Source organism: Promicromonospora sp. NPDC023805, assembly GCF_040639635.1.
GTDB lineage: Bacteria > Actinomycetota > Actinomycetes > Actinomycetales > Cellulomonadaceae > Promicromonospora.
In genome coordinates this window covers 1-26,442 of sequence record NZ_JBFAAH010000003.1, presented here as the reverse complement: position 1 = coordinate 26,442, position 26,442 = coordinate 1, and the positions used below count along the sequence as shown (strand labels likewise).

Annotated in this window: 21 protein-coding genes; 5 read left to right on the top strand and 16 right to left on the bottom strand. The window is 68.3% G+C overall.

The features are described from left to right. Nucleotides 1-15: 15 nt before the first annotated feature. Nucleotides 16-1,188, bottom strand: a complete 1,173-nt coding sequence (locus AB0F70_RS04985; RefSeq protein WP_357444116.1) for a right-handed parallel beta-helix repeat-containing protein — start codon at nucleotides 1,186-1,188, stop codon at nucleotides 16-18. A 264-nt stretch (nucleotides 1,189-1,452) separates the two neighbouring features. Between AB0F70_RS04985 and AB0F70_RS04980 the strand changes: the two genes are divergently transcribed. Next, nucleotides 1,453-2,268 (top strand): hydrolase, encoded by an 816-nt coding sequence (locus AB0F70_RS04980; protein ID WP_357444114.1) that lies wholly within the window; start codon nucleotides 1,453-1,455, stop codon nucleotides 2,266-2,268. Between the two features lie 69 nt (nucleotides 2,269-2,337). On the opposite strand, the gene AB0F70_RS04975 is transcribed toward AB0F70_RS04980, so the two are convergent. Both AB0F70_RS04975 and AB0F70_RS04970 read right to left on the bottom strand, forming a co-directional pair. After that, entirely contained in the window at nucleotides 2,338-2,577 is a 240-nt protein-coding gene (locus AB0F70_RS04975; protein WP_357444112.1) for a YbdD/YjiX family protein, read from the bottom strand. Continuing rightward, nucleotides 2,574-4,835: a carbon starvation CstA family protein gene (locus AB0F70_RS04970; RefSeq protein WP_357444110.1), complete on the bottom strand. Its 2,262-nt coding sequence runs from the start codon at nucleotides 4,833-4,835 to the stop codon at nucleotides 2,574-2,576. Before AB0F70_RS04970 ends, AB0F70_RS04975 begins: the two co-directional genes overlap by 4 nt. Nucleotides 4,836-4,983: 148 nt before the next feature. Between AB0F70_RS04970 and AB0F70_RS04965 the strand changes: the two genes are divergently transcribed. Next, nucleotides 4,984-5,802, top strand: a complete 819-nt coding sequence (locus AB0F70_RS04965) for a CPBP family intramembrane glutamic endopeptidase (protein ID WP_357444108.1) — start codon at nucleotides 4,984-4,986, stop codon at nucleotides 5,800-5,802. A 15-nt stretch (nucleotides 5,803-5,817) separates the two neighbouring features. On the opposite strand, the gene AB0F70_RS04960 is transcribed toward AB0F70_RS04965, so the two are convergent. From AB0F70_RS04960 to AB0F70_RS04950, 3 genes are all read right to left on the bottom strand, one after another. Beyond that, the gene (locus AB0F70_RS04960) at nucleotides 5,818-6,597 is read right to left on the bottom strand and encodes a DUF305 domain-containing protein (protein WP_357444106.1); all 780 of its coding nucleotides are present in this window, start codon (nucleotides 6,595-6,597) and stop codon (nucleotides 5,818-5,820) included. Nucleotides 6,598-6,790: 193 nt separating this feature from the next. Then, nucleotides 6,791-8,101, bottom strand: a complete 1,311-nt coding sequence (locus AB0F70_RS04955; RefSeq protein WP_357444104.1) for a hypothetical protein — start codon at nucleotides 8,099-8,101, stop codon at nucleotides 6,791-6,793. Nucleotides 8,102-8,415: 314 nt separating this feature from the next. Continuing rightward, the gene (locus AB0F70_RS04950; RefSeq protein ID WP_357444102.1) at nucleotides 8,416-9,876 is read right to left on the bottom strand and encodes a hypothetical protein; all 1,461 of its coding nucleotides are present in this window, start codon (nucleotides 9,874-9,876) and stop codon (nucleotides 8,416-8,418) included. Between the two features lie 185 nt (nucleotides 9,877-10,061). Between AB0F70_RS04950 and AB0F70_RS04945 the strand changes: the two genes are divergently transcribed. Further along, a complete protein-coding gene (locus tag AB0F70_RS04945) occupies nucleotides 10,062-10,778 on the top strand; it encodes a DUF305 domain-containing protein (RefSeq protein ID WP_357444726.1) in 717 nt (238 codons plus the stop codon). 73 nt (nucleotides 10,779-10,851) lie between these two features. Here AB0F70_RS04945 and AB0F70_RS04940 read toward each other — a convergent pair whose 3' ends face one another. From AB0F70_RS04940 to AB0F70_RS04895, 10 genes are all read right to left on the bottom strand, one after another. Beyond that, nucleotides 10,852-13,185: a hypothetical protein gene (locus AB0F70_RS04940; protein WP_357444100.1), complete on the bottom strand. Its 2,334-nt coding sequence runs from the start codon at nucleotides 13,183-13,185 to the stop codon at nucleotides 10,852-10,854. A gap of 335 nt (nucleotides 13,186-13,520) precedes the next feature. Beyond that, a complete protein-coding gene (locus AB0F70_RS04935; RefSeq protein WP_357444098.1) occupies nucleotides 13,521-14,387 on the bottom strand; it encodes a carbohydrate ABC transporter permease in 867 nt (288 codons plus the stop codon). Then, entirely contained in the window at nucleotides 14,384-15,280 is an 897-nt protein-coding gene (locus AB0F70_RS04930) for a sugar ABC transporter permease (RefSeq protein ID WP_357444096.1), read from the bottom strand. Before AB0F70_RS04930 ends, AB0F70_RS04935 begins: the two co-directional genes overlap by 4 nt. 15 nt (nucleotides 15,281-15,295) lie before the next feature. After that, a complete protein-coding gene (locus AB0F70_RS04925) occupies nucleotides 15,296-16,699 on the bottom strand; it encodes an extracellular solute-binding protein (protein WP_357444094.1) in 1,404 nt (467 codons plus the stop codon). 202 nt (nucleotides 16,700-16,901) lie between these two features. Beyond that, nucleotides 16,902-17,351, bottom strand: a complete 450-nt coding sequence (gene rplI, locus AB0F70_RS04920) for a 50S ribosomal protein L9 (protein WP_357444092.1) — start codon at nucleotides 17,349-17,351, stop codon at nucleotides 16,902-16,904. A gap of 17 nt (nucleotides 17,352-17,368) precedes the next feature. Beyond that, on the bottom strand, nucleotides 17,369-17,605 hold the full coding sequence (rpsR, locus tag AB0F70_RS04915) for a 30S ribosomal protein S18 (protein ID WP_116673133.1): 237 nt from the start codon (nucleotides 17,603-17,605) through the stop codon (nucleotides 17,369-17,371). Nucleotides 17,606-17,773: 168 nt separating this feature from the next. Next, the gene (locus AB0F70_RS04910; protein WP_357444090.1) at nucleotides 17,774-18,319 is read right to left on the bottom strand and encodes a single-stranded DNA-binding protein; all 546 of its coding nucleotides are present in this window, start codon (nucleotides 18,317-18,319) and stop codon (nucleotides 17,774-17,776) included. A gap of 110 nt (nucleotides 18,320-18,429) precedes the next feature. Continuing rightward, nucleotides 18,430-18,720 carry a 30S ribosomal protein S6 gene (rpsF, locus tag AB0F70_RS04905; RefSeq protein WP_207775488.1) on the bottom strand — a complete coding sequence of 97 codons (291 nt, stop codon included), beginning with the start codon at nucleotides 18,718-18,720 and terminating at the stop codon, nucleotides 18,430-18,432. A 212-nt stretch (nucleotides 18,721-18,932) separates the two neighbouring features. Then, a complete protein-coding gene (locus AB0F70_RS04900; RefSeq protein WP_357444088.1) occupies nucleotides 18,933-21,365 on the bottom strand; it encodes a transglycosylase domain-containing protein in 2,433 nt (810 codons plus the stop codon). Nucleotides 21,366-21,695: 330 nt separating this feature from the next. Continuing rightward, the gene (locus tag AB0F70_RS04895) at nucleotides 21,696-24,125 is read right to left on the bottom strand and encodes a transglycosylase domain-containing protein (protein WP_357444086.1); all 2,430 of its coding nucleotides are present in this window, start codon (nucleotides 24,123-24,125) and stop codon (nucleotides 21,696-21,698) included. A 460-nt stretch (nucleotides 24,126-24,585) separates the two neighbouring features. On the opposite strand from AB0F70_RS04895, the gene AB0F70_RS04890 reads away from it, so the two are divergent. Together AB0F70_RS04890 and AB0F70_RS04885 are read left to right on the top strand one after the other, a co-directional pair. Next, the gene (locus tag AB0F70_RS04890; RefSeq protein WP_357444084.1) at nucleotides 24,586-25,233 is read left to right on the top strand and encodes a PadR family transcriptional regulator; all 648 of its coding nucleotides are present in this window, start codon (nucleotides 24,586-24,588) and stop codon (nucleotides 25,231-25,233) included. Beyond that, a complete protein-coding gene (locus AB0F70_RS04885) occupies nucleotides 25,230-26,321 on the top strand; it encodes an inositol-3-phosphate synthase (RefSeq protein ID WP_357444082.1) in 1,092 nt (363 codons plus the stop codon). Before AB0F70_RS04890 ends, AB0F70_RS04885 begins: the two co-directional genes overlap by 4 nt. Nucleotides 26,322-26,442 lie beyond the last annotated feature (121 nt).

Genomic DNA, 26,442 nt, shown 5'->3' with positions numbered 1-26,442 from the left:
CCGCCCCGGGCGGGGTCAGCAGATGTTGCGGGAGCCGTTCCCGGTGAGGCTCCAGGTCGTGTTCTCGCCGCACGGCGACTCCCGCACCGAGGTGTTGTCGACGCGGAGCGTGATGTGGATGTTCCGGTTGTTGGGGAACTCCGTACGCGCGGCGAGCCGCACCTCGCCGCCTCCGTTGACGGTCCCGCCGGCGATGGTGATGTCCGAGCAGTTCTCGATGAGTATCGAGTTGTTGCCGTTGCTCGCGAGGTCTACCGAGTTGATCCGCGCTCCCCGCGAGTTCGACACGCAGAACACGCCACGGCCGCCGCCGCGCGACTTCACGCGGTTCACCGTGATGTTCGGCCCGTTGGCGTTGGCCATGCGGAAGGTGGCGTAGCCGGTCCCCGTGGCCACGTTGTCGCCGTCGACAGTCCCGATGGTGGCGTTGCTCGTGCCCTGGATCAGCAGCCCCGACTCGCCGACGTTGCGCGCGGTGACGGTGCCGATCGTGAGGCCGTTGATGTGCCAGGTCTCGATCGCGTGCCCCGGCACGCCGGAGGCGTAGACCGAGTCCATGCGCACGTTCGTGCTGCCGGGCAGGTCACGCTCGAAGCGGATGCCGATGCCCCGGGTCGTCCGCATGTCGATCTGGCCGAGGTGCAGACCGTGCACGTCGGCGAAGCGCAGGGCGAAGTACGGTGCCCCGGTGATCTTCAGGTAGGGGATGGACACGTCCTCGACCCCTACCGCCTGGATCGCGCCCCGTCCCGCGACGTAACCGGTATCGAGCGTGCCGCAGACCTCGAACGACGTGTGGCTCGGGAGGTCGATGGCGTTGTTGCCGATCCAGGCGCTGGCCATGACCGACACCTTCTCCTGGCTGGTGCGGCCCGGTGTGAGCGCGCTGATGCCCCGCCTGATTGCGTCGACGTAGCTCGAACCCTGGTAGACCGTCCGGCCGCGATACGCAGTCGTGAACCCGGACGACTGGCTTCCGGTGACGAGCGCATCGGCGCCGTCGCCGCAGGCGGCAGCGGGTGCCGCGACCGCCGTCGTGCCGCTGGCCGCCGTGCGGGCCGCGGTACCGGCCGCCGTTCCGGTGGGTGCGGCCGCGACCCCGGGCGCGGCGAGCAGGGAGACGACTACTGACAGTGCTGCGACTCCTGCGGCGAGAAGCCGCGGGCGGCGCCGTGACGTTGGTGCCATGGTCACTCCTCCTTGAGAACGGCGGCCTACAACGTTGTAAGCCCACGTGGTCACGAGCGTATGGATTTCACCCCGCCCGCGCCAGACCCGGGAGAAATCTGAAACGATTCACATTTCGACACACCGGTACGCCACGCCGGACGAGCGACCGAAAGTCTTCGCGACCGACAAGGATTTGCTGGACACGACCACTGCGCGGGCGCATCGTGACGGAGCAGCGCCGCCGCAGCGATGCGGCACCGGCCCGACGAAGGAGACCTGACGATGGCGTTCTGGATCTGCCGCACGTGCGGCGTGGAGCACGAGTCCCGGCCCGAGGTGTGTGCCGTCTGCGCGGACGAACGCCAGTGGGTGCCCGCCGACGGGCAGCACTGGACCACGCTGGAGGAGCTCGCGGCGGAGGGGCAGAGCATCGCCGTCGAGGAGCTCGAGCCCGACCTGTTCGGCCTCACCACCGTGCCCGACGTCGGTATCGGGCCCACCGCGAAGATCGTCCGGACGGCTCGGGGGAACCTCCTGTTCGACGTCCCGGGCTATGTGGACGACGCGGCGGTCGCCGCGGTCCGGGGCCTGGGCGGGCTGGCGTACATCGTGGCGAGCCATCCGCACATGTACGGGGTGCAGGTCGAGTGGAGCCGCCGGCTCGACGGCGTCCCGATCCTGGTCAGCGAGGCCGACGCCGGCTGGCTCGCCCGGTCCGACGACGCCGTCGAGCTGTGGAAGGGCGACCGGGAGATCCTGCCCGGTGTGACCCTGAGCCAGCCGGGCGGGCACTTCCCGGGTTCCTCGGTGGCGCACTGGTCGGCGGGTGCGTCAGGGAAGGGCGTGCTGCTGAGCGGCGACACGATCTTCGCCAACCCGGACCGGACGTCGGTCTCCTTCATGCGCAGCTACCCGAACCGGCTCCCGCTGTCGGGGCCCGTGGTCCAGCGGGTCGCGCACCACGTGGGGCGGTTCGAGTTCGACAGGCTCTACAACAACTTCCGGGGTGTCATCCCCGTCGACGCGCGCGAGATCGTGCTGCGTTCCGCCGACCGCCACGCGGCCTGGACCCGAGGCGACTTCGACCACCTGACCTAGGCCCCGCTGGTCGACCCCCGCTGGTCGAGCTTGTCGGGACAAGATCGACCAGCGGAGGCCGGCGACGCGTCAGCAGCAGCGCGCGCCCGGATTGGCATCCTGCTCCGCGTACCGATCGCGCCAGTACTCCCGCGCGGTCGGCACGGCGGCGTCCGGGTGCACACGACGCAGGTGTGCGACGTACCGCGGGTAGTCGCTCTCGCCCAGCACCCCGGTGACGTACCAGGCCAGTGCGCGCCAGCCCCGGCGGACGACGGCGAGCACGCCGCCGCCGTCCGCCGTCCGACCCGCTACCGGGTGCGAGCTCACGCGTGCGTCCCCGTCCGGAGCTTGTCCGGGTTCTCCTCGTAGTAGGCGGTCCACTGGGCTGCCACCTCCCGTTCGGCGTCGGTGGGCACGAGGCTGGACGGCGCGAACATCGCCGACTGCGAGTCCGGCTCCTCGCTGGTCGGCAGGCCGCCGGCCCGGATCGCCTTGACGCACACCCACAGCGCCACCAGCGCGACGGTCAGCACGAGCAGCGCGAAGACTATGGACAGCGTGCCCTGCAGGAACGTGTTGCGGATGACGGCGTCCATCGCAGCCGTGTCGGCGGCGGTCCCGAACGACGTCTCGCCCGCCTCCCGCGCCTCGCGGAACGCGTTGTGGTTCGCCCAGAACCCGAGGCTCGGCTCGGGCGAGAAGATCTTCTGGTACGACGCCGTCATGGTCACCGCGAGGTCCCACACCAGCGGGACGGCGGGGATCCACGCCCACTTGAGATAGCCCTTCTTGACCACCACCACCGTGACCAGGGCGAGGGCCATGGCGGCGAGCAGCTGGTTCGCGATGCCGAACAGCGGGAACAGCGAGTTGATGCCGCCCAGCGGGTCGGTCACGCCCATGAGCAGGATCGCGCCCCACAGGCCGCACACCACTATCGAGCAGATCCACGCGCCCACCCGCCAGGACGGGTCACGGAACTTGCGCAGCGGGCCGCCGAGGTTACCGAGCGTGTCGGACAGCATGAAGCGGGCGACGCGCGTACCGGCGTCGACGGTGGTGAGGATGAAGAGCGCCTCGAACATGATCGCGAAGTGGTACCAGAACGCCTGCATGCCGGCGCCGCCCAGGAACGAGCCGAGAATCTGGGACATGCCGAACGCGAGCGTCGGCGCACCGCCGGTGCGGGAGACTATCGACTCCTCGCCGACGGCGTCGGCGGCGCCCTGGATGTCGGCGGCCGTTGCGGGCGTCCCGCCCAGACCGAGGCCGTTCACGTAGTCCGCCGCGGTTGCCGGATCCCCACCCGTGAGCGAACCGGGAGCGTTCATCGTGAAGTACAGGTGCTGGTCGATGGAGATGGCGGTGACCAGGGCCATGATCGCCACGAACGACTCGGTGAGCATGCCGCCGTAGCCGATGAGCCGGAGCTGGCTCTCCTTCTCGACCAGCTTCGGGCTCGTGCCGGACGAGATCAGGGCGTGGAACCCGGACAGCGCACCGCACGCGATGGTGATGAACAGGAACGGGAACAGCGATCCGGCGAATGCGGGCCCGTTGCCCTCTATCGCGAAGCTCGACACGGCGGGGGCCTGCACAGCGGGCTGCGCGATGAGCACGCCGATGGCGAGCAGCACGATGGTGCCCACCTTCATGAACGTGGACAGGTAGTCACGCGGCGCGAGCAGCAGCCACACCGGCAGCACGGACGCGAGGAACCCGTAGCCCACGATGAGCCAGGCCACCGTCACCGGTTCGAGCGTGAACATCTCGGCGCCCCAGGTGGTATCGGCCACCCAGCCGCCCGCCACGATCGCGAGGACCAGCAGCACCACGCCGATCACCGAGACCTCGGACACCCGGCCCGGGCGGATGAACCTCAGGTAGACGCCCATGAAGAGGGCGATCGGGATGGTCATGCCGACGGAGAACACACCCCACGGCGACTCGGCCAGGGCGTTGACCACGACGAGGGCGAGGACGGCCAGGATGATGATCATGATGACGAACACGCCGATCAGGCCGGCGGCGCCGCCGACGCGGCCCATCTCGTCGCGGATCATCTGGCCGAGCGAGCGGCCGCGGCGTCGCGTGGACAGCCATAGGACGAGGTAGTCCTGGACGCAGCCCGCCAGGACCGCGCCGATGATGATCCAGAGCGTGCCGGGCAGGTAGCCCATCTGCGCGGCGAGCACCGGGCCGACCAGCGGGCCAGCACCGGCGATCGCGGCGAAGTGGTGGCCGAACAGCACGCGACGGTCCGTGGGTGCGAAGTCCCTGCCGTTCTCGTGCTCCTCGGCGGGGGTGGCGCGGTCGTCCCGCGGGCGCACGACCTTGTACTCGATCAGCCGCGCGTAGAAGCGGTACGCGACCACGTACGTGCCGACGGCGGCGACGACGAAGTAGGCGCCGTTGACCGCTTCGCCGCGCACGAACGCGACGAGGGCCCACGCGACCGCCGCGACCAGCCCGATCACCGCGAAGATCAGCTTCTTGCCGGGAGTCATCGGTCTGCGGTCGATGACCGCGACCGGGGGGAGGTCCGGATTGTTCCGAACCAGCTCAACGTGCTCGGGTGAGCGCACGACGGCCTCCTTGCCGGGGTGGCCGGCCCGTCTGGGGGCCGGAACCTGGATGAAATCGTTACTACGCACTGACTCTAGTTGTCCCGGAACGCGAAGAACCAGGCCGGACGTCGACAACGCACCCCGTTCGTGTGGGAGCCTCGTCCCCGTGACCCTCACCCTGCCCGCCTCGCTGGTCGCCCCGGCGCGCCTCACCGCCGCCTTCCTCGTCTCGGCGTCGGCGATCCTGCTCTTCGCCATCCACATCCGGCCGATCGCTTACCTGCCGCTGGTGCTGGGTATAGCGCTGGGCCTGTGGGCCGACCGCGCGCTGGGCCGCGACCTGGCGCTGATCGGCGTGGGCATGGGGATCATCTCGATGATCTCGCTGCAGGCGGACCTGTCCGACGCCGGGATGCTGCGCTTCACCCTGGCCCTCGGCGGGTCGGTGCTCGTGCCGTGGGCGCTGTCCCGGTTCGTGCTGAAGCAGGACACCATCCAGTTCCCCGTGCTGACCGGGCGCCGCTGGACCCGCGGGCAGTGGGTCTACCTGGCCGCCGTCGTGGCGCTCGGGTACGTGCTGCTGCCGTTCTACTTCCTCGGCTCCGGCGCCTACCTGAACTGGCCGGACCTCGAAGGGACCAGCGACATCTGGCGGCTCTTCGTCGGCGTGAACGCCGTCGGCATCTGGGACGAGCTGTTCTTCATCTGCGTGGTGTTCGCCCTGCTCTGCAAGCACTTCCCGATGTGGCAGGCCAACCTGCTGCAGTCGATGATCTTCGTGTCGTTCCTGTGGGAGCTCGGCTACCGCGAGTGGGGCCCGCTGCTCACCGTGCCGTTCGCGCTGGTCCAGGGCTGGATCTTCGCGAAGTTCAAGTCGCTCAGCTACGTCGTGGCGGTGCACCTGCTGTTCGACGCCGTCGTGTTCGCCGTCCTGGTGCACGGCCACCACCCGGAGCTGTTCGACATCTTCGTCACCGCGCCCTGACCCGTTCCGGCTCGGCTACGAGCCGGAACCGTCGTTGGAGCCTGGGCCGCCGATGCCCGCGAGCGCGTCGCGGACGTCCTCCACCTCGACGCGGATCGCGTCGGCCTCGGCCTGAGCCAGCGCCTTCGCCTCGGCGTCCTCGCCCTCGGTGATCTCCTTGTCGGCCGGCTGCAGCCCGCCGTAGTGGTGCTCGACGAGCGCGGCCAGCAGCGCGATGTCGAAATCCTGCGCGTGGAGCGCGGCGATCCCGTTCACCTGCTCGTCGGTGAGCATGCCGTGGCTCCCGCCCTCGTGCGAGTGTGCGGTGGCGCCGGCCCGGGGCCCGCTGCCGTCGTCGGGCAGCTCGGTATCCAGGCCGTCCGCGGCGAGCGCGAGCGCCTCCCGGCCGGCCACCGGCACCGGGATGTCCCGCGCCTCGAGCCATGCGGCGAGGTCCTCGACCCGGCCCGCCGAGGCCTCGCCCACCTCGACCGCGAGGGCGAGCACCTCGTCGTCGGTGGACCGGCCGGGGGCGAGCGCCGTCAGCTGCACCGCCTGCGCGTTGTGCTCGATCGCGACGGCGGCGTAGGTGGCGTCCGCGTCCGAGTAGCCTGCGGCTTTCTGCTTGGCCGGGACCAGCACGCCCAGCCAGAGCAGCAGGGCCAGCACGACGGCGAGCCCGCCGGCGAGCACCGCGCCCATGAGCCGGAGGCGGCGGCGCAGCCCGTACTCCGGCGTCGGCACCGGCGTCCGCGCATCAGGCACGCTGCCCGACGGCGGGGTGGTCTCCTCGGTCGTCGAGTCCTGGGGCGTCATGTCCGGGAGGTTCCCATACAAAGCCCCGGTCGCGCCATCACGGAAAACCCTCAGACGAAAACCCGAGCCCCTTCGTCGAGCCCACCTGCCGAGGTAGACCTGCGGCGAGGTAGTCACCCAGCGCGAACCGGGTGACTACCTCGCCGCATGTCTACCTCGACGGACGACTACCTCGACGGGGTGGGGTCAGGGGTCAGTAGCCGTACGACTCCTGCATCTGCGGGTTCAGGCTGTACTGCTTGACCCGCTCGGCACGACGGTCGATCGAGTCGTCGATGTCGAACGTGTCGAACCCGATGCCGAGGTCGTTCGAGTAGGCGTACCCGTTGTAGTAGTACGTCGACCAGGTGCCGCCGCTGCTCACACCCTCACCACGGTCGAACCACGCGAGCTCGCGCGGGTTGTCCGAGTCGGTGAAGTCGAAGACGGAGACGCCGCCCTGGTACCAGGACTGGACCATGATGTCCTTGCCCTTGACCGGGATCAGCGAGCCGTTGTGCGCGACACAGTTCTCCGCGGCCGTGTTGATCCGCGGGATCTTGTAGTACGACGCGAACTCCAGCTCCTTCTTGCCGTACCAGGAACGCTTGATGTCGTAGATGCCGTTGGCACCCAGCTCCGGCGCGTACTCGTCGGTGCAGGTCGCGAGACCGCCGCCGCCGAGCTCGTCGGTGAAGACCACCTTGGTGGCGTCGTTGTTGAACGTGGCCGAGTGCCAGAACGCGAAGTTCTCGGTGTCCCGCACCTGGCTGATCACGCGGGGACGCTCACGGTCCTTGATGTCCATCAGGATGCCGTCACCCATGCACGCGCCGGCGGCCAGGTCGTACTTGGCGTAGGTGGTGATGTCGTGGCAGCCGCTCGTCGTCGAGGCCCTGCGGGTGGGGTCACCCTCGTAGCCGCCGTCCGGGAACAGGTTCGGCGTGGCGACCAGCTTGGCCGCCGTCGGGTGCTTCACCGGGATCTTCACGATCGAGACGAAGTCGTGCGGCGGCTGGCAGTCCGGGTACGTCGCGTTCGGCGAGTAGGACGACACGTACGCGTAGAGGTCGCGGCCGCTCTTCGACGGGGCGAGCGAGTGCGTGTGCGAGCCGCACTCCGTCTCGATCGACTTGATGTACTCCGGGGCGAGCGGGTTCGAGATGTCCCAGATCTTGATGCCTTCCCAGGCCGCCTTCTCGGTGGCGGGGAGCGACGTCGACGCGCACGAGTCGTCGCTGCGCGACGAGTCGGTCGACAGCACCAGCAGGTTCTTGTAGACAGAGATGTCGTTCTGCGAGCCCGGGCAGTACACCTGGACGACCTGCTCGGGGTTCTGCTTGTCCGTCAGGTCGTAGACGGTGAAGCCGTCGTAGTTGCCGGCGAACGCGTACTTGCCCTGGAATGCGATGTCCGAACCCGTACCTTGCAGCGCACCGTTCTTGGGCTGGTTGCTGAGGTGGGTCATGTTCGAGGACTGCGTCTCGCCCGGCGGCACGTCCGGCTCTGCGGCGGACGCAGCCACGGGCCCTGCCAGTGCCACCGTCGCCGCAGCGAAGAACGCTGTCAGGGCGACGCCAGTGGCACCCCGGACGCGAGATCGGGTAAAGGTTGGACGACGCACGGGCGTCACACCTCCTAGATCGGTTGAGGCAGTGTGGCTCACAGGTACCTCTCAGTACCAGGATTATTGGCGATTTTTTACACAGTGGTGACAATTGCCCCAAGCGACGCAAGACTGCCCGACGGCAGACGGGGCACCTTCCGTACGGAAAGCAGCCCGCCGCCGTCGGGCAGCCTGGTGCGCCGGAGCCGGCGTGGTTCTTCTGTGCGGACGCGTCAGCGGCCGAACGACTCCTGCATCTGCGGGTTCAGGGACCGGAGCCGCACCTTCTCGGCCTGCCGGTCGATCGAGTCGGCGATCTCGAAGGTGTCGAAGCCGATGTCGAGGTCGTTCGAGTAGGCGTAGCCGTTGTAGTAGTACGTGGACCACGTACCGCCGCCGCTCACACCCTCGCCGCGGTCGAACCAGGCGAGCTCCCGCGGGTTGCGGGAGTCCGTGAAGTCGAACACCGAGACGCCGCCCTGGTACCAGGACTGGATCATCACGTCCTTGCCCGGCACCGGGATCAGCGAACCGTTGTGCGCCACGCAGTTCTCGTTCTCCGTGTTGATGCGCGGGATCTTGTAGTACGACCTGAAGACGAGGTCCTTCTTGCCGTACGGCTTGCGCTTGATGTCGTAGATACCGTTGGCGCCCAGCTCCGGCGCGTACTCGTCGGTGCAGGTCGCGAGGCCGCCGCCGCCGAGCTCGTCCGTGAACACGACCTTGGTGGCGTCGTTGTTGAACGTAGCCGAGTGCCAGAACGCGAAGTTCTCGGTGTCCCGGACCCGGTCGATCACCCGGGGGCGCTCACGGTCCGAGATGTCCATCAGGATGCCGTCGCCCATGCACGCACCGGCCGCCAGGTCGTACTTGGCGTAGGTGGTGATGTCGTGGCAACCGCTCGTCTCCGAGGCCCAACCGTCCGGGTCACCCTTGTAGCCGCCGCCCGGGAACAGGTTCGGCGTCGAGACGATGCGGGCCGACTCCGGCGAGCGCAGCGGGACCTTCACGATCGAGATCTTGTCGTGGGGCGGCTGGCAGTCCGGAAACTCCTTGGCCGGGAAGTACGAGGAGACGTACACGTACAGGTCCCGCTTGTTCTGGGACGGGGCCAAGGAGTGCGTGTGCGAGCCGCAGGAGGTCTCGACGGACTGGACGTACTTCGGCTTCCGGGGGTTGGAGATGTCCCAGACCTTGATGCCTTCCCAGGCCGCCTTCTTGGTCTCGGAGAGCGGCTTCGACTTGCACGAGTCGTTGCTGCGCGACGCGTCCGTGGACAGGATCAGGATGTTCTCGTGGACGGAGATGTCGTTCTGGCCGCCCGGGCAGCGGACCTGGACCACCTGCTCGGGGTTCTCCGGGTCGGACAGGTCGTAGACGGTGAAGCCGTCGTAGTTGCCGGCGAACGCGTACTTGCCCTGGAACGCGAGGTCCGAGCCCGTGTTCCGCAGCGCGCCGTTCGGGCGCTGGTTGCTCAGGTGCGTGATCTTCGAGGACTCGGTCTCGCCCGGCGGTACGTCCGGGTCTGCCGAGGACGTCGAGGTCGTGCCGGCGACGGACTCCTCCGCCGTACCGTCGCCGGGCGAGGCCAGGCTCGGTGCCGCGACAGCGAGCATCGTCGCCGCGAGAGCCGCCGCGAGGGCGGCAGCAGCGGCGCCCCGGACATGCGATCGGGTAAGGATTGGACGACGCAAGAGCGTCACACCTCCTAGGTCGGTATAGGCAGTTTGACCCACAGCGTTCTCCCAGCACCACGAAACTAGGGCCCTCTTTTTACACAGCCGAGACAAATTGCCTGGCAGGATCGTCGCGTGCCGACAACTGTCGGAGTCCGGAGACCCGGTCGCGACAGCACGTACGAGAGGATCGCCCCGTGGAGATGCTGACAGGTACCGCACGACGTTCGCGCTTCCGCGCGGTCGCTTCCGGCCTCGCCGTGCTGATGCCGCTCACCCTCGGCCTGGCCGGTTGCACCGGGCCGGCCGACGAGCCGGAACCGGTGTCGACGCCCAGCTCCGTAGTGCTGCAGCCGGGGAAGCCCGGCGAGAAGAACGAGACGATCGCCCCCGAGGACTACGAGGGGGCGCCCGCCCAGGCACAGTTCTCGAAGGGCGACGCCGACTTCCTGAGCGACATGATCGTGCACCACACGCAGGCGATCGAGATGTCCGTGCTGGTCCCCGAGCGGAGCGACTCGGAGCAGCTGCAGAAGTTCGCCGCCCGGATCGACGTCGTGCAGGACAGCGAGATCGACCTCATGTCCGACTGGCTGGAGGAGAACGAGTACACGGTGCCGCTCACCGCGGAGGCGGGCGACGGCTCCGGCCCTCGGACCTCCGGGCACGGGCACGACACCGACGACATGCCCGGGATGCTGACCGACGCCGAGATGGCGGCGCTCGAGAAGGCGTCAGGGACCGAGTTCGACAGGCTGTTCCTCGAGGGCATGATCAAGCATCACGAAGGTGCGCTCACCATGTGCGAGGAGGTCGCCGGGTCGGGTAGCGAGGAGCGGGTCCTCGAGCTGGCGACCAACATCGCGGCCGACCAGATGGCGGAGATCGACCGGATGGCGAACATGCTCGCCGAGCTGTGAACATCACCTGACACGAGATCGCCGGGACGGAGCGGTTGGCTCTGTCCCGGCGATCCGTGGTGATCGGTGCTGATCAGGCGCGGCGGCGGTTCAGCAGGATCAGGCCGGCCATAGCGACCAGAGCGGCGAGCGCGGCGACGACGATGGCGCCGATGCCGATGCCGGCTGCCGGGAAGCCGCCCACGCTGGTGCGCAGGAGGCCGGTGCCGTCGGAGACCTGCTCCGTGCCGGATGCCACCTCGGTGGTGCCGTCCACCAGCTTGGCGGAGCCGTCCGCGAGCTGCTGGGTGCCGTCGGCCAGGGTTACTGCGCCGCCTGCCAGCTTCTGGGTGCCGTCGTCCAGGGCACCCGTGCCGTCGACGAGCGTGCGGGTGCCCTTTCGAGCTTCCTCGAGCCCGTCACGGACCTTGACCGACCCGTCGGCCAGGCGCTGCGACTTGCCGACCTTCGGGACCACGCGGTCGCGTACCTCGATGATGCCGTCGACAAGCTTGCCGGAGCCGGTGTGCAGCCGGCCGACGCCGGAGACGAGCGCCCCGGAGCCGGTGTGCAGCTGGCCGACACCCGAGACCAGACCCGGCGTCTTCGACGCCAGGTCGGCGTTGCCGCCGGCCACCTGTGTCGCACCCGCGAGCAGCGTGGGCAGGCCTCCCTTGAGCTGACCAGTACCCACCGCGAGGTCGGCGTTGCCGTCGGCGACCTGCCGGGCACCGGAGAGCAGTGCCGGAAGACCACCCTTGAGCTGGCCGGTGCCGGCCGCGAGGCCTGCGTTACCGGCAGCCACCTGCGAAGCGCCCGCGACCAGGGTCGGAGTCTTCTGGGCAAGCTCGGCGTTGCCACCGGCGACCCGACCTGAACCCGCGACCAAGGTCGTGCTGCCCTCGTATGCCGAACCAACGCCGGCCACGTACTTCTCCACGCCCGGCACAAGCTGCCCGAACCCGGCGTAGAGGGAAGCGCTGCCGTCCTTGACCTGCTCCGCGCCGCCGGCCACGTCGTTCGCACCGGCCGAGAGCTGTCCGATCCCCGCGGCCACCTGGTTCACCCCGGTGGAGACCTTCGCGGTGCCGCCGGCCACGTTGGCCGCACCGGCGGAAACATTGGCGGCGCCGGCCGAGAGCGTGCCCAGCGAGGAACCGAGGCCGGAGGCCCCGTTCTGCGCCTGAGCCGCCCCATCCTTGACCTGGCCGGCACCCGCGGCGAGATTGCCCGCCGAGTCGGCGAGCGCCCGGAGCTGCCCCTTGAGCGTCGCGTCGTCAGTGGCGTCGGCGAGCTGGTTCAGCTGCGCCGAAAGGGCCTGGTTGCCCCCCTGCACGTTCTGCGCCCCGTTGACCAGACCTCCGATGCCGGCGGCCAGCTGGTTCGCGCCGTTCTTCGCGGCACCGACACCGCCGGACACGGCCGCGGCACCGTCGGCGACCTGGTTGGCACCGGCCGCCGCAGCGCCGGCCCCGGAAACAAGGGCAGGGGTGCCTGCGTCGAGCTGCTGAGCGCCTCCGGCGACCTTGTCAGCTCCGGCGTCCAGTGCTGCTGCGCCAGAGGCCAGGTTGCCCGCACCGCCCTGGAGCGCGGAGACACCGCCCAGGATGGTGCTGTTGTTCGCGGCCAGCTGCGACAGCCCGGTGTTCAGCGTCTGGCTGCCGACGAAGACCTGCGAGGAACCGTCGGCGAGCTGACCGGCGGCTGAGTCGACCAGGCCGGCCCCCGCCGCCACGCCCTGCGATCCGGACGCCAGCAGGCGCGCGCCCGCATCGAGCGGAGTCACGCCGTCGCTCACCTTCGCGACGCCGTCCCGCACATCTCCGGAACCAGAAGCGAGAAGGCGCGCACCCGCATCGAGCGGGCTGACACCCTCGTTGACCTTCGCAACACCTGCTGCGACCAGGAGGGATCCACCGGCGAGCCGTTCGGCACCGTCCGCCAGCTCGGGTGCCGCAGCATTCAGCTGCCCGAGGCCGTCGTTCAGCTTCGTCGAACCACCGCTCAGCTGACCGAGGCCGTTGTTCAGCTTCGTCGAGCCTGCGGTCAGCAGCAGCGACGCATCAGCCAGGTCGGACACGTCCTCCGCCGTCTCGGCGGTGCCGTCGGCGATCTTCTTGGATCCGTTGTGCAGCTTGATCACACCCGCGCGAAGCTCGGCGGCACCGGCGTCGAGCTGACCAGCCCCGTCGGCGAGCTTCTCGACGCCCGGAACTACGTCGTCCTGTACGGCCGTGTTGAGGTCCGCGGCGCCGGCACCGAGATCGCCGACGCCGGCGACCAGGTCCGCCTGCACGCCGTCGTTCAGGTCGCCTGCGCCGTCGGCCAGGCGACCTGCGCCGTCAGCGACCCCGCCATGGAACATGAGCATGAAGGCCGTGACCACTATGGTGCCGGCGAGCAGCACGGCCACGCCGAGCGCCGTCATGATCGTTGGACCTGGCCCGGATCGTGGTGTTCGGGATGCGTGCAACTGCGTCATCGGTTCGCCTCTCGCTCCGCGGGCACCGTCGCCCCGCGAAAAACTTGTCCAACCGGCGCCACCGCCGGGCTCGCCGCCGTTGGCGAGCACGAAGCCCGTCATCTCGGGCGTCTGGGCTGAACGTACCGGCGGTCGGGGCTCTGGGGAACGCTTCTATTGATCACAACTCAGTAAAGCGGGGAAAGATCACCCGCCGACGCCGACCTGCGAAACTCATCAACCTGGCCCCGCGGTCGGACGTGGCTGCGCCCCCGCGTACGCGTCCGCAGCCGGCTCCTGCGCTACCCCTTGTCCGCGCCCGCGGTCAGCCCTTCGGTGAGGGCACGCTCGGCCACCCCGTACAGGAGCACGATCGGCACCGTGAGGAGCACGCTGCCGGCCATGAGGACCGTCTTCGACACCTCCTGCCCGTCGGCGAGCCGCGTCAGTCCGAGCGACACCGTCCACAGGTCCTGCTTCGCGGACAGGAACAGCAGCGCGAACAGGAACTCGTTCCACGCGATCATGAACGAGTACAGCGCCGTCGACATGATCGTGGGCATCGCCAGCGGCACGGTGATGCGCGTCAGGATCTGGAGGCGCGAGGCGCCGTCGATCACCGCCGCCTCGTCTATCGACTCAGGGATGCCGGAGAGGTAGTTGCGCAGCATGTGCACGGAGACCGGGACGGTCAGCGCGACGTACGCGATCACCAGGCCCACCAGGGACGACCCCAGCCCGAGCACCTGGAACCCGACGAACACCGGCACCGCGATGATGATCGTCGGGAACAGGTAGACGGCAAGGAACAGCCACGAGACCTGCGAGCGCCCCGCGAACCGCAGGCGCGTCAGGGCGTACGACGCCGGGACCACGAGCACGACGGTCAGCGCGGAGGCCCCGACCGCGACGATCGCGGAATTGCGCATGAACCGGGCGAACCCGTACCCGCCGTCCTCCTCCGAGGCCAGGACCTCCCGATAGGTCTCGGTGGTGATCCGGTCGAGCGCCGGCAGCACACGCAACGGGTCCCGCAGCAGGTCGTCGATGCGCACGAAGCTCAGCGAGAGCATGTAGACGAACGGCACCACGGTGGCCACGACGAGTCCCACGATCACTACCACCCGCAGCACCCGCAGCACGTTGGTCTGGACTGTCACCGCGCTCATCGCGCCTCCCTCTGCCTGGCCGTCAGGCGTAGGTAGATCGCCAGCGCGACGCCGAGGAACACGGCCATCACGGCGGCGGTCGCGCTCGCGCCTCCGATGTCGCTCGACCCGGTGAGCTGCTCGAACACCCGCACGGACGCCACCTGGGTGCCCGCCGCGCCGCCGGTGAGCAGGTAGACGTCGTCGAACTCGTTGAACGCCATGACCATGCGGAACAGCACCAGCAAGGCGACGGTGGGCAGCAGCTGGGGCAGGACCACGAACCAGAACTTCTGCAGCGGTGTGGCGCCGTCGACCACTGCGGCCTCCTCGATCTCGCGACTGAGGCCGGTCAGTGCCGCGCCGAGGAACATGAACGCGAACGGGAAGTACCGCCAGATGTCGTAGACGATGACCGTGAGGAGCGCGGTGGGCGCGGACGAGAGGAAGTTGACCGGGTGCTCCCAGCCGAGCACCTGGGTGCCGAACGCGTTCACCACGCCGTACTGCGGGTTCAGCGCCACCTGCCACACGAACGTGGTGGCCACGACCGGCGCGACGTAGGGGAGGAGCATCACCGCACGCAGCGGCGCCCGGAAACGGAACCGGTCCCGGAACGCGAGCGCGGCCACCAGACCCACGGTGATCGACCCGGCGGTGGTCGCGACCGAGTACTCGACTGTGGTGAGCAGTGCCTGCCAGAAAGCCGGGGCCGTGAGGACGTCGACATAGTTGTCGAGCGTGAGCTCGTTGAACAGACCGTTGCGGGCCACGTCCACGTAGCGCGCGTCCTGGAAGGACAGCACCACCGTCCACACGATGGGGACGACGATGATCGCGGCCACCACCAGGACAACGGGCACGACGAGCGCGATCCCGTCCCGGTTCTCGGAGCCCCGCAGCTTCGACGCCATCCCGAGACCCGCGTCCTAGTCGCGGGACGCTATGTCGGCCACGGCGTCCTGCATGGTCGTCTGCGCCTCTGCCGCGTCCGTGGTGCCCGAACCGAGGTCGGCCGCTGCCTTGGCGAGCGGCAGCTCGCTCGTGATCGGGCCGAGGATCGCGCCCTGGCCCTGCGGCAGCGCCCAGCGGTCAGCGGACTCGGGGGCCGCGGCCAGCGTGTCGGTCACCTCGGCCGGCCAGACGTCGGAGAACGTCTTCTTGGCGTCGACGCCGATCTCCAGCTCGGACCACGCGTCCGTGTACTCGGTGGGGTTGTCCGCCGTGCCGGTCCGCACGGGCACCTTGCCCTCCGGCGCCATGGACAGCCAGTCCACGTACGCGTCGGACATCATGTACTCGACGAAGTCAGCGGTCTCGGGGTCAGCGCCGTCGGTGATGCCCCACGACACGAGCTCCACATACCCGGCGGCCTCGCCACCCGCTGACGGACCCTCGACCACGGGAACCACTCCGGTGTTCTCGGCCAGCCAGCCCGGGTCGCCGCCGCACTCGTCGCACGACGGCGTGAACTCCTCCCGCAGCCCGGCCATCTCGTCCAGCAGGAACGACGACCACACAGCCATCGCCGCCTGCCCGGCGAAGTAGGTGGATCGGGTGGACTCGACACCCTGCGTGCCGTCGGGCGAAAGGTCGCCGGCGAGGTCCGCGTAGAGCTCTATCGTCTCGGTGCACTCCGGGCTGTCGAGGGTCGCCGTGCCTGCGTCGTCGATGAGCTCGCAGCCGTTGCCCTGCGCCAGGAACTCCAGCGTCTGCTGCGTGAACGGGTCGGCCGCGTCGGTGGCCAGCGTGATGCCGTGCCGACCGTCCGTCGTGAGCTCCTCGGCCGCCGCCCGCAGGTCGTCGTAAGTGGTGGGCGGCTCCAGGCCGGCCTCCTCGAAGAGGTCGGTGCGGTAGTAGACCAGCATCGGCCAGGCGTCCGAGGGCACGGCGAGCAGCTCGTCGCCGTCGCTGGTGAGCTCGAGGGCCGACGACGTGAACGTGTCCTCGCCGAGCGCCTCGACCACGTCGGCGGCGGCGTCCCGGTCGAGGTAGCCGTCCCGGTCGAAGGCGCGGACCAGCCCGGGGCTGATCGCGTTGACGACGTCCGGCATGTCGTCGCCGGACAGCGCCGCGGCGGACAGGAGCTGCGACACCTGGTCCTCCTCGACCGGCACCAGATCCGTCTCGATGCCCGACTCCTCGGACCAGGCAGCCATCGCCTCCTCCTGGATGGCCAGGCGTTCAGGCTGGGTCTCGACGGTCCAGACGCTGACCACCCCGTCGGACTCGGGGCCGCCGCTACCACAGGCGGTGAGCGTGAGGGCCATGGTGGCGGCCGTGGTGGCTGCGATCGTCAGGCGGACCGCAGCCGCCCGGTTCTGCCGGAACATGGCATCTCTCCTCGTCATCGAGTGAGTGGATCTGGCACCCAGGTTTAACCCATTGGCAAGAGATGTTCAAGGAATTGCCGAAAAGTGTCGCTCGATGCCGGGCCGGTGCCACGCATGCGGAAGGCCCCGGCTCCCCACATGGGGAACCGGGGCCCTTCACGATCACGCGATCACGCGGTCAGACGATCAACCAAGCGTCAGCTCAGTCGGCGACGACCTTCACGCCGATCTTGGCCGACACCTCAGGGTGCAGGCGGATCGACACCGTGTAGTCACCGGTCGTCTTGATGGACTGACCGATCTCGATCTTGCGCTTGTCGACGGACGGGCCGCCGGCAGCGGAGACCGCACCGGCGATGTCCGCCGTGGTCACCGCACCGAACAGACGGCCACCAGGGCCGGCGTTCGCCGCGACGACGACAGGCTTCGCGGACAGCGAGTCGGCCAGGGCCTTCGCCTCGTCCAGCGATGCGATCTCGCGGCTCTTGCGAGCCTTACGGATCGCGTTGATGTCGGACTCGGCGCCCTTGGTCCAGGGCGTCGCCAGCGAACGCGGGATGAGGAAGTTACGGGCGTACCCGTCCTTCACCTCAACCACGTCGCCGGGCTCACCCAGGCCGGTCACCTCGTGGGTCAGGATCAGCTTTGCCATTGTTCTCGATCCCTTCCTCAGCGAGCCGTTGACGTGTACGGCAGCAGGGCCATCTCGCGGGCGTTCTTCACGGCCTTCGCGATCTGACGCTGCTCCTGCACGGAGACACCAGTGACACGACGAGCACGGATCTTCCCGCGGTCAGAGATGAACTTGCGCAGGAGCGCCGTGTCCTTGTAGTCGATGTTGTGGATCTTCGCCGACTTGAGCGGGTTGATCTTCTTCTTGGGCTTGCGCACCACAGGCTTTGCCATGGTGTTGCTCCTTTGTCAGGTGCTGCTCACTCGACCTGGCGGGCCGTGCGAGCAAAAAGAATGAACGTGGGGATGTCGATCAGATCTATCGCTGATGCTCTGTCGGGCTCCGCTTCGGGCGAGTGCCTCGTACCTCGGCCCTCACCCTGCGCTGCGCCCTCTGTCGCATCAGAACGGCGGGTCGTCCGAGAACGAACCACCGGACGACGCCGGGCCTGCCGTGGCCCACGGGTCGTCATTGCTCTGACCGCCACCGGAAGAACTGAATCCTCCACCGGAGCCGCCGCCCTGCTGGGCACCGCCACCGTTGAAGTTACCGCCGCCACCGAAGCCGCCGCCACCACCGGACCGCTGGGCCCGGGTGACCTTGGCCGTGGCGTAGCGCAGGGACGGACCGATCTCGTCCACCTGCAGCTCGACAACGGTTCGCTTCTCGCCCTCACGGGTGTCGTAGGAACGCTGGACCAGGCGACCCTGCGCGATGACGCGCGTGCCCTTGGTCAGCGACTCCGCGACGCTCTCCGCGGCCTCGCGCCAGATCGAGCAGCGCATGAACAGGGTTTCCCCGTCCTTCCACTCGTTGCTCTGGCGGTCGAAGGTTCGCGGGGTCGACGCCACCGTGAAGTTGGCGACCGCAGCACCTGAAGGGGTGAAGCGCAGCTCAGGGTCCCCGGTGAGGTTCCCGATCACTGTGATGACAGTTTCACCAGCCATGCCAATTCCTCGATTCAGTCGACGTTCCGTACGCGGTATCCGGGTTCGCGGTGAATGCAACCACGAGACACTGACACTCGCGCGGGCGAAGAGGGGTCAGTTCGGACGACTCACTTGTCGCCGGTGCGCAGGATCTTGGTCCGGAGCACGACCTCGTTGAGGCCGAGCTGACGGTCCAGCTCCTTGGCGGTGGCAGACGTCGCGGTGAAGTCGACCACGGCGTAGATGCCCTCGGACTTCTTCTGAATCTCGAAGGCCAGACGGCGGCGCCCCCAGATGTCCACCTTGTCGACGGAGCCACCCTCGGTCGTGATGACCGACAGGTACTTGTCGAGCGACGGGGCAACGGTGCGCTCCTCGACCTCCGGGTCAAGGATCACCATCATTTCGTACTGACGCATGTGTATACCCACCTCCTCTGGTCTCAGCGGTCACGGTCGTTCCGTGACAGGAGGGTTCACAGCAAGGGCCAAGACTACCCGCCATACGGACGACGGCGGAATCGAACGGCCGAGAGTCCCCTCACACACGAGATCTCGGCGACCTTGCGACGGCCGAGGGGCCGCCTCCAGCAGGAGACAGCCCCTCGGTCACGGGTCCGGAAGGACGAGCGCTAGCCGCCGCCTCCGCCGTTACCGTTCCCGTTCCCGTTCCCGTTCCCTTCGCCCGTCGGCTCGCCGGTCGGGAAGCCGATGTCGTCCGGTCCGGACGAGACGATCACCTGCACCGGGCTGTTGGCGGGCACCTCGGTGCCTTCGTTCGGGTTGACCTGCATGACCACGCCCTGTTCGACGTCGTCGGACGCCTGGTACTGGATGACAGGCTGGAGCCCCGCGTTCCGGAGCTGGTTCCTGGCGTTGTTCTCGTCACCGCCGACCAGACCGCCCGGCACCGTCGTCATCTCCTCACGGGGTCCGGTCGAGACCTCGACCCGGATCTCCGTGCCACGGTCGACCTCCTGGCCCTCGTGCTGCACCGATACCACCATCCGGACGGGCTGATCGCTCTCGACCTCCACCAGCACGGGGGTGAGGCCGAGCTCGGACAGCACCGCAGCGACGCCGTCGTACTGCTGCCCGACGAGCCCGATCGGGACCTGCACCTTGTCGTCCGGGGTGGGCGTCGGCGACGGCGAGGGCGTCGGTGTGGGTGAGGGGGACGGGAGCGGCGGCACGTACTCCGGGAAGGGCACCACCTCCATGCCCACCGTCACCTTCTTCATGTACTCGGTCCACGCCCAGACGGGCCAGGTACCACCGGTCAGGCTGCCGTCCGCCCACTCGCCGAACGGCGTGATCGGCGCCTGGCCCCCGTCGTTCGGCTTCGACTGGTAGAGGCCGACGACCGTCGAGACCTGCGGGATGTAGCCGGCGAACCATGCGGACATGTTGCTGTTGGTGGAACCGGTCTTGCCGGCGACCGGGCGCGACTCGCCGTCGGGACCGCGGAGCTCCTGCGCCGGCGTGCCCGACCCCTTCTCGACCACCTGCTGCAGCGCGTAGGTGGCCTTGGTCATCACCTGAGGGTCGATGGCCGACTTCGGCGTGTCACTCCACGTATGGCGGGTCTGCTCGCCGTTCTTCACGGAGGTGACGATGTGCGGCGTCGTCCGGGTGCCCATCGCGGCGAACGTCGCGTAGGCGCCCGCAAGGTCCACGGCGCGCACCGGCGCGGTGCCGAGCACGTTGGACAGCGTGGCGTTCGTATCCTCCTTGGGAATCCCCGCCCTGATCGCGACGTCCTGCGTCTTCTGCGGTGTGATCTCCAGATTGAGCTGCGCGTAGACGGTGTTCACCGAGTTCGCCGTCGCCTCGATCAGGTCGATGTCGCCGAACGACTCACCACCGGGCTCGGTGCCGAAGTTGGTGAGCTCCTCCTCAGGCCCGCCCGGCGTATCGGTCCAGCCGTCGATCTGCATCGGACTGTTTCCGGAGTAGAGCTCGTTGAGCTCGTGGTCCTCTTCGAGTGCGCCGATCAGGGTGAACGGCTTGAACGTGGAGCCGGCCTGCGCCTTGCCGTCGGTGGCGGCGTTGTACTGCTTCACCGCGTAGTCCGCACCGCCGTACAGGGCGCGGATGGCGCCGTCCTTGGGGTCGACCGACACGATCGAGACGCCGAGCTCCTTCGAAGCGGCGCCCTCGCCCTTGTACGGAATGGTGTTCGCGGTCTCGACCGCGGCCTTCTGCCACTTCGGGTTGATGGTGGTGTAGATCTCATAGCCGCTCTTCATGAGCTCTTCTTCGGTGATGTTCGCCCCGTCAGGGTCGGCCAGCTCCTTACGGACCTCTTCGAGCAGATAGCCCACCTGTCCGGCGCGGGACACCGGCTTGTACTCGATCGGCTCGGGGAACGTGGCCGACTTCCACTCCTCCTGGGTGATGACGCCCTGTTCCGCCATGTTCCGCAGGACACGGTCCCACTTCTCCTCGGCGATGGCGCGCGACCCCTCGCCGAAGCGCGGGTCCCAGTACGACGGCGACGGGATGATCCCCACCAGCATCGCGGTCTCCGAGACGGTCAGCTTCGCCGCCGGCTTGTTGAAGTACGCCTTCGCCGCGGCCTCGAACCCGTAGGCGCCGCGGCCGAGATAGATGCTGTTGACGTAGCCCTCGAGGATCTCGTTCTTCGACTTCTCCTGGTCCACCTTGAGCGCCAGGATGATCTCGCGGAACTTGTCCGCGTAGGAGGACTGGCCCGGCACGAAATAGGTGTTCTCGACATACTGCTGCGTCAGCGTCGACGCGCCCTGCCGGGTACCGCCGGTCACGTTGCTGACGAATGCACGGACCATGCCCGCGGGGTCGATCCCCATGTGGTTCTTGAAGTTCTGGTCCTCCGACGCCAGCACTGCCGCAGGTATGTGCGGTGGCAGCTCGTCGAGGGTCCGGATAGTGCGGTCCACCGCCGCGAACGTGCCCATCACCTGCTTGTTCACGTAGTAGACCGTGGTGGTCTCCGAACCGATCTCCTCGTTCTCGGCAGGGACCGGCCAGCCGATCCATCCGGCCACGAAGACGCCCACCACTAGCGACATACCGGTCAGCATGGTGCCGACGACAACTCGCCACGACGGGACCCAGGCGCGGATCCCCGTGCGGTACGGCCGCGGGTAGTTCCAGACACTCCGCCGCCGTCGGGGAGTTTGCGGCCAGATCGGAGAAGGACTCCTGTTCGCCACGTCTTCCTCGTTCCTCGTATCGGTCCAGTGATCGCACCGGGCCGAGGAAACGATAGAGGATCGATGTTCGCGGCAAGTAGTACAAACGCGGTTTCTCTGTGTACGCACCGTGTTCAAGCGGCGGTATCAACTGCATTTCACCCGGCCCGACGACGGGCTCGGCCGACGCCGGCCGAGCCCGTCCCCGCAGGTCATGACCTACCCGAAGATCCCGCCGTCGGACGGATCACCGGACGGATCACCGCCGCCCTCCTCGGGCCCGGTCGAGACGACGAGCGTCACCTCACTGCCCAGCGGCACCTCCGACCCCTCGCCGGGGTCGACCGAGATCACCCGGCCCTCCGGCACCGTGTCGGACGCCTGCTCCTGGATGACCGGCGTCAGCTCGGCGGCCTCCAGCTGCCCCTCTGCCGAGCCCTGATCCTGGTTCACCAGGCCCCAGGGCACCGTGGTGGTCTCCTCCTCGAAGGCGGACCCGTTCGAGACCTGGACCTGGATGGTCGTGCCGACCTCGACCTCCTGGCCCGCCTGGGCCACCTCGAGCACGGTGCCTGACTCCTGGTCGCTGTCCACCTCCACCTGCGCGGGCACGAGGTTCAGACCGGCGAGCGCCGAGGCGGCGTTGGGGTACTGCTGGCCGACGAGGTTGTCGGGTACGACGACCATCTCTACCTCCGGCTCCTCCGACTGGCTCGGCGAGGGAGAGGACGACGGCGACGGCGACGGCTCCGGAGCAGGCGGCTCGTACTCCGGGAACTGCTCGATCTCCATGCCCGCGGTCGCCTCGTTCATGTAGGCGGTCCATGCCTTGGCGGGCCAGGAGCCACCGGTCATCCACTCGTAGCCGCCGAACGGCTGGACCTGCTCGTAGGCGTTCTTGTCCGTGTCGTACTGGTACAGGCCGACCACCGTGGTGAGCTGCGGCACGAAGCCGGCGAACCACGCCGACTCGGTCGCCTGCGACGAGCCCGTCTTGCCCGCCGCCGGGCGCTGGGTCACGCCGTCGGGGCCTACGAGGTTCTGCGCTTCCGCGCCGGACCCCTCCTCGACCACCTTCTCCAGCGCGTAGGTCGTGGCGGCCATCACGTCCGGCTCGAACACCTTCTGGCGAGTGGTGTCACCCTCGTCCACTGTGGTCTCTCCGCGCGTCACCTTGGTCACCAGGTGTGGCGTGGTGCGGTAACCCTGCGCGGCGATCGTCGAGTAGGCGTGCGCGAGGTCGACGTTGGTCACGTAGTCCGTGCCGAGCACGTTCGCCAGGTTGTTCCTGATGACGCAGCAGTCGTTCGTCTCGTCGTTGTCGTCCGGTCGTGGGATGCCCAGGTCGTAGGCGGCCTGAGCCGTCTTGTCCGGCCCGATCTCCTTGTTGAGCTGGCCGTACACCACGTTGACCGACTGCGCCGTCGCGTCCGCGAGGTCGATCCACCCGTACGACTTGTTGTCGAAGTTGCTCAGCGGGACGTCTGGGCCGTCGGGGTCGAGCTTCCAGCCCTCGATGGTCATGCCGTCCGTGCTGTCGTACTTCTCGGTGAGCGGGATGCCCTCGCGCAGCGCCCCGATCAGCGTGAACGGCTTGAAGGTCGACGCGCCCTGTGCTCGGAAGGTCGCGGCGTTCGTCGGGTACTCCGAGTAGTTCGGCCCGCCGTACATCGCCTTGATCTCACCGGTCTGCGGGTCGATCGACGTCAGTGACGCCCGGGTGAACTTACCGGCGTCCTCCGGCAGCTCCATCGTCTTGTAAGCGGCGGCCTGCATCTTGCGGTCGATCGACGTGTGGATCTCGTAGCCAGCCTTCGTCAGCTGGTCCTCGGAGATGCCGGCGGCCCCTGGACCTGTCTGGGCAAGCTCCCTCGCCACCTGCTCCAGCAGGTACGCGGTCCGGCTGTCTCCGGAACCCTGCTTGTACTCCTGGAGCTTCGGGAACTGTGCGCTGGTCCGCTCCTCCTTGGTGATGTAGCCGTTCTCCAGCATCAGGTTCAGGGTGCGGGTCCAACGGATCTCAGCCTGCTTCTGGGCGACCTCACCCTGACGGGGATCCCAGTAGGTCGGGTTCGGGACGATGCCCGCGAGGAAGGCCGCCTCGGAGGCCGTGATCTCCGTGGCCGGGTGCCCGAAGTACGCCTTGGACGCCGCCTCGACGCCATAGGCGCCTCGGCCCAGGTAGATCGTGTTGAGGTACCCCTCGAGGATCTGGTCCTTCGTCTTGTCCCGGTCCACCTTGAGCGCCAGCACCAGCTCGCGGAGCTTGTCGGCGTAGGTCGACTGGCCTGCCTCGTAATAGGTGTTCTCGACGTACTGCTGTGTCAGCGTGGAGGCACCCTGCCGCGCACCGCCCGTGAAGTTGTTGACCGCCGCGCGGACGATGCCCAGCGGGTCGATGCCCAGGTGGCTCTCGAACTTCGAGTCCTCCGAGGAGATCACCGCCTGCCCGATGTACGGCGGCAGCTCGGACAGCGGAACGATCGTGCGGTCCTGGGCCGCGAACTTACCGATGGGCGTGCCGTCGGAGTAGTACACGGTGGTCGTCTGCGACCCGACGTCCGGGTTCTCCTCCGGCACCTCCCACCCGAACCATCCGGCCACGAGGACGCCGGCCACGAGCGACGTGCCCGTCAGGAAGGTGCCCATGACGACCCGCCACGACGGGACCCATGCACGGAGCCCGGTGCGATAGGGGCGGGGATAGTTCCAGATTCCCTGCCGCCGTCGGGGAGTGTGCGGCCAGATCGGAGGGGGACTCCAGTTGGACACGTCAGCCTCTTCCTCGGTTCGACTTGCGCCCGTCGCCTGCGGTCGACACTTGCCACGGCGGACAAACCGAAACCATAGGGGATCACCCGCCTGCCCTAATAGCCCGAAACTGCTCCCGGGCCCGCACGCGGACACTTCCCCCAGGGTCAGCCCAGTCCGTCTGCCCCTGCTTCACATTTCATCCACCAACTAACTGGGCGGTGCGGCACCGGAGCGGCGGATTGCGCACCGCGATCCGCGTGCATATTCTCTCGATGTATCGACTCGATACATCGAGTCGTAGACCGGGAAATGGATCCGACCGGAAGACCGGGTCGAGCTCGGGAAGGAGGCCGCCGTGCGCAGTCGGTCCGACGTGCTGGAGACCGCGGTCCTCGGCCTGCTCAACGAGTCCCCACTGCACGGGTACGAGCTCCGCAAGCGCCTGAATCTTGTGCTCGGCTCGTTCCGCGCCTTCTCCTACGGCACGCTCTACCCGGCCCTCAAGACCCTGGTCACGCGTGGTCTGATCGCGACGACGGAGACCGAACCGCCGCTGGTCCCACCACGCAGGACCAAGCCGGTGATACCCGGCCGCACCGCCAAGCCCAAACCCCTCGGCCGACGCCGGGTCGTCTACGAGCTGACCGCCGAGGGCAAGGAGCACCTCCAGACCGTTCTGGCCACCGCCGGCCCCGCGGCCTGGGAGGACGACAACTTCGACGTCCGGTTCGCGCTCTTCGCGCAGACCGACGCCGAGACCCGCCTCCGGGTTCTCGAAGGTCGGCGCACCCGGCTGACCGAACGACTGGAGGCATACCGCCAGGCCGCGGCGCACCCGCGTTCACGGCTCGACGAATACGCACTCGAGCTCCAGCGGTTCGGGCTCGAGAAGGTCGAGCGTGAAGTGCACTGGCTCGACAGCCTCATCTCCACGGAACGGGGTCGTGCTGCGGCGCAGCCCCGCCCATCGCAGCAAGACCAAACGAAGAAGGAGCGAGGATGACCTCCATCCGCGTGGGCATCGTCGGCGTAGGAAACTGCGCCTCGTCCCTGGTCCAGGGCGTGCACTACTACCGTGACGCCGACCCGGCGAGTACCGTCCCGGGCCTCATGCACGTGCAGTTCGGCGACTACCACGTGTCGGACCTCGAGTTCGTCGCGGCGTTCGACGTCGACGCGAAGAAGGTCGGCTTCGACCTGGCCGAGGCCATCAGCGCGTCGGAGAACAACACCATCAAGATCGCCGACGTGCCGCCCACCGGCGTGACGGTCCAGCGCGGCCCGACCCTCGACGGCCTCGGCGACTACTACCGCGCCACGATCGACGAGTCCACGAAGGACGCCGTCGACGTCGTGGCCACGCTGCGCGAGACCCGGGTCGACGTGCTGGTGTGCTACCTGCCGGTGGGCTCGGAGGAGGCCGCCAAGTTCTACGCGCAGTGCGCGATCGACGCCGGCGTCGCCTTCGTGAACGCCCTCCCCGTGTTCATCGCCTCCGATCCCGCGTGGGCCAAGAAGTTCGAGGACGCGGGCGTGCCGATCGTCGGCGACGACATCAAGTCCCAGGTCGGCGCGACGATCACGCACCGCGTGCTGGCCAAGCTGTTCGAGGACCGCGGCGTCGTCCTTGACCGCACCTACCAGCTGAACGTCGGCGGCAACATGGACTTCAAGAACATGCTGCAGCGCGACCGTCTGGAGTCGAAGAAGCTCTCCAAGACGCAGGCCGTGACGTCCAACCTGACGGGCGCCCTCGCCGGCAAGAAGGAGGACCGCAACGTACACATCGGTCCGTCGGACTACGTGGCGTGGCTCGACGACCGCAAGTGGGCGTACGTGCGCCTCGAGGGCCGCGCGTTCGGCGAGGTGCCGCTCAGCCTGGAGTACAAGCTCGAGGTCTGGGACTCCCCGAACTCGGCGGGCATCATCATCGACGCGGTGCGCGCGGCGAAGATCGCGCAGGACCGCGGCGTCGGCGGCCCGATCCTGTCCGCGGCCACCTACTTCATGAAGTCCCCGCCGGTACAGATGGAGGACACCGCTGGCCGCGCCCAGCTGGAGGCCTTCATCCGCGGCGACATAGAGCGCTGACCGAGGTAGAGCGGTCCGCGAAGTAGAGCGCCTGTCCGAGTCTCCCTGAGTAGCTCAAGGAGACGGCACCTCGACCCGGCGGGTGAGCTGCTCGGCGGGGATGGTCGAGTTGGCGTTGTAC

What these genes read in the sequence shown, in the direction of transcription:
- AB0F70_RS04925 (WP_357444094.1), bottom strand. Translation starts at nt 16,699, where the DNA reads ATGTTCCGGCAGAACCGGGCGGCTGCGGTCCGCCTGACGATCGCAGCC.
- AB0F70_RS04960 (WP_357444106.1), bottom strand. Translation starts at nt 6,597, where the DNA reads ATGACGCCCCAGGACTCGACGACCGAGGAGACCACCCCGCCGTCGGGC.
- AB0F70_RS04940 (WP_357444100.1), bottom strand. Translation starts at nt 13,185, where the DNA reads ATGACGGCGCTCGGCGTGGCCGTGCTGCTCGCCGGCACCATAGTGGTC.
- rplI (WP_357444092.1), bottom strand. Translation starts at nt 17,351, where the DNA reads ATGGCAAAGCTGATCCTGACCCACGAGGTGACCGGCCTGGGTGAGCCC.
- AB0F70_RS04945 (WP_357444726.1), top strand. Translation starts at nt 10,062, where the DNA reads ATGCTGACAGGTACCGCACGACGTTCGCGCTTCCGCGCGGTCGCTTCC.
- AB0F70_RS04895 (WP_357444086.1), bottom strand. Translation starts at nt 24,125, where the DNA reads ATGGGCACCTTCCTGACGGGCACGTCGCTCGTGGCCGGCGTCCTCGTG.
- AB0F70_RS04980 (WP_357444114.1), top strand. Translation starts at nt 1,453, where the DNA reads ATGGCGTTCTGGATCTGCCGCACGTGCGGCGTGGAGCACGAGTCCCGG.
- rpsF (WP_207775488.1), bottom strand. Translation starts at nt 18,720, where the DNA reads ATGCGTCAGTACGAAATGATGGTGATCCTTGACCCGGAGGTCGAGGAG.
- AB0F70_RS04930 (WP_357444096.1), bottom strand. Translation starts at nt 15,280, where the DNA reads ATGGCGTCGAAGCTGCGGGGCTCCGAGAACCGGGACGGGATCGCGCTC.
- AB0F70_RS04900 (WP_357444088.1), bottom strand. Translation starts at nt 21,365, where the DNA reads ATGCTGACCGGTATGTCGCTAGTGGTGGGCGTCTTCGTGGCCGGATGG.
- rpsR (WP_116673133.1), bottom strand. Translation starts at nt 17,605, where the DNA reads ATGGCAAAGCCTGTGGTGCGCAAGCCCAAGAAGAAGATCAACCCGCTC.
- AB0F70_RS04910 (WP_357444090.1), bottom strand. Translation starts at nt 18,319, where the DNA reads ATGGCTGGTGAAACTGTCATCACAGTGATCGGGAACCTCACCGGGGAC.
- AB0F70_RS04935 (WP_357444098.1), bottom strand. Translation starts at nt 14,387, where the DNA reads ATGAGCGCGGTGACAGTCCAGACCAACGTGCTGCGGGTGCTGCGGGTG.
- AB0F70_RS04885 (WP_357444082.1), top strand. Translation starts at nt 25,230, where the DNA reads ATGACCTCCATCCGCGTGGGCATCGTCGGCGTAGGAAACTGCGCCTCG.
- AB0F70_RS04985 (WP_357444116.1), bottom strand. Translation starts at nt 1,188, where the DNA reads ATGGCACCAACGTCACGGCGCCGCCCGCGGCTTCTCGCCGCAGGAGTC.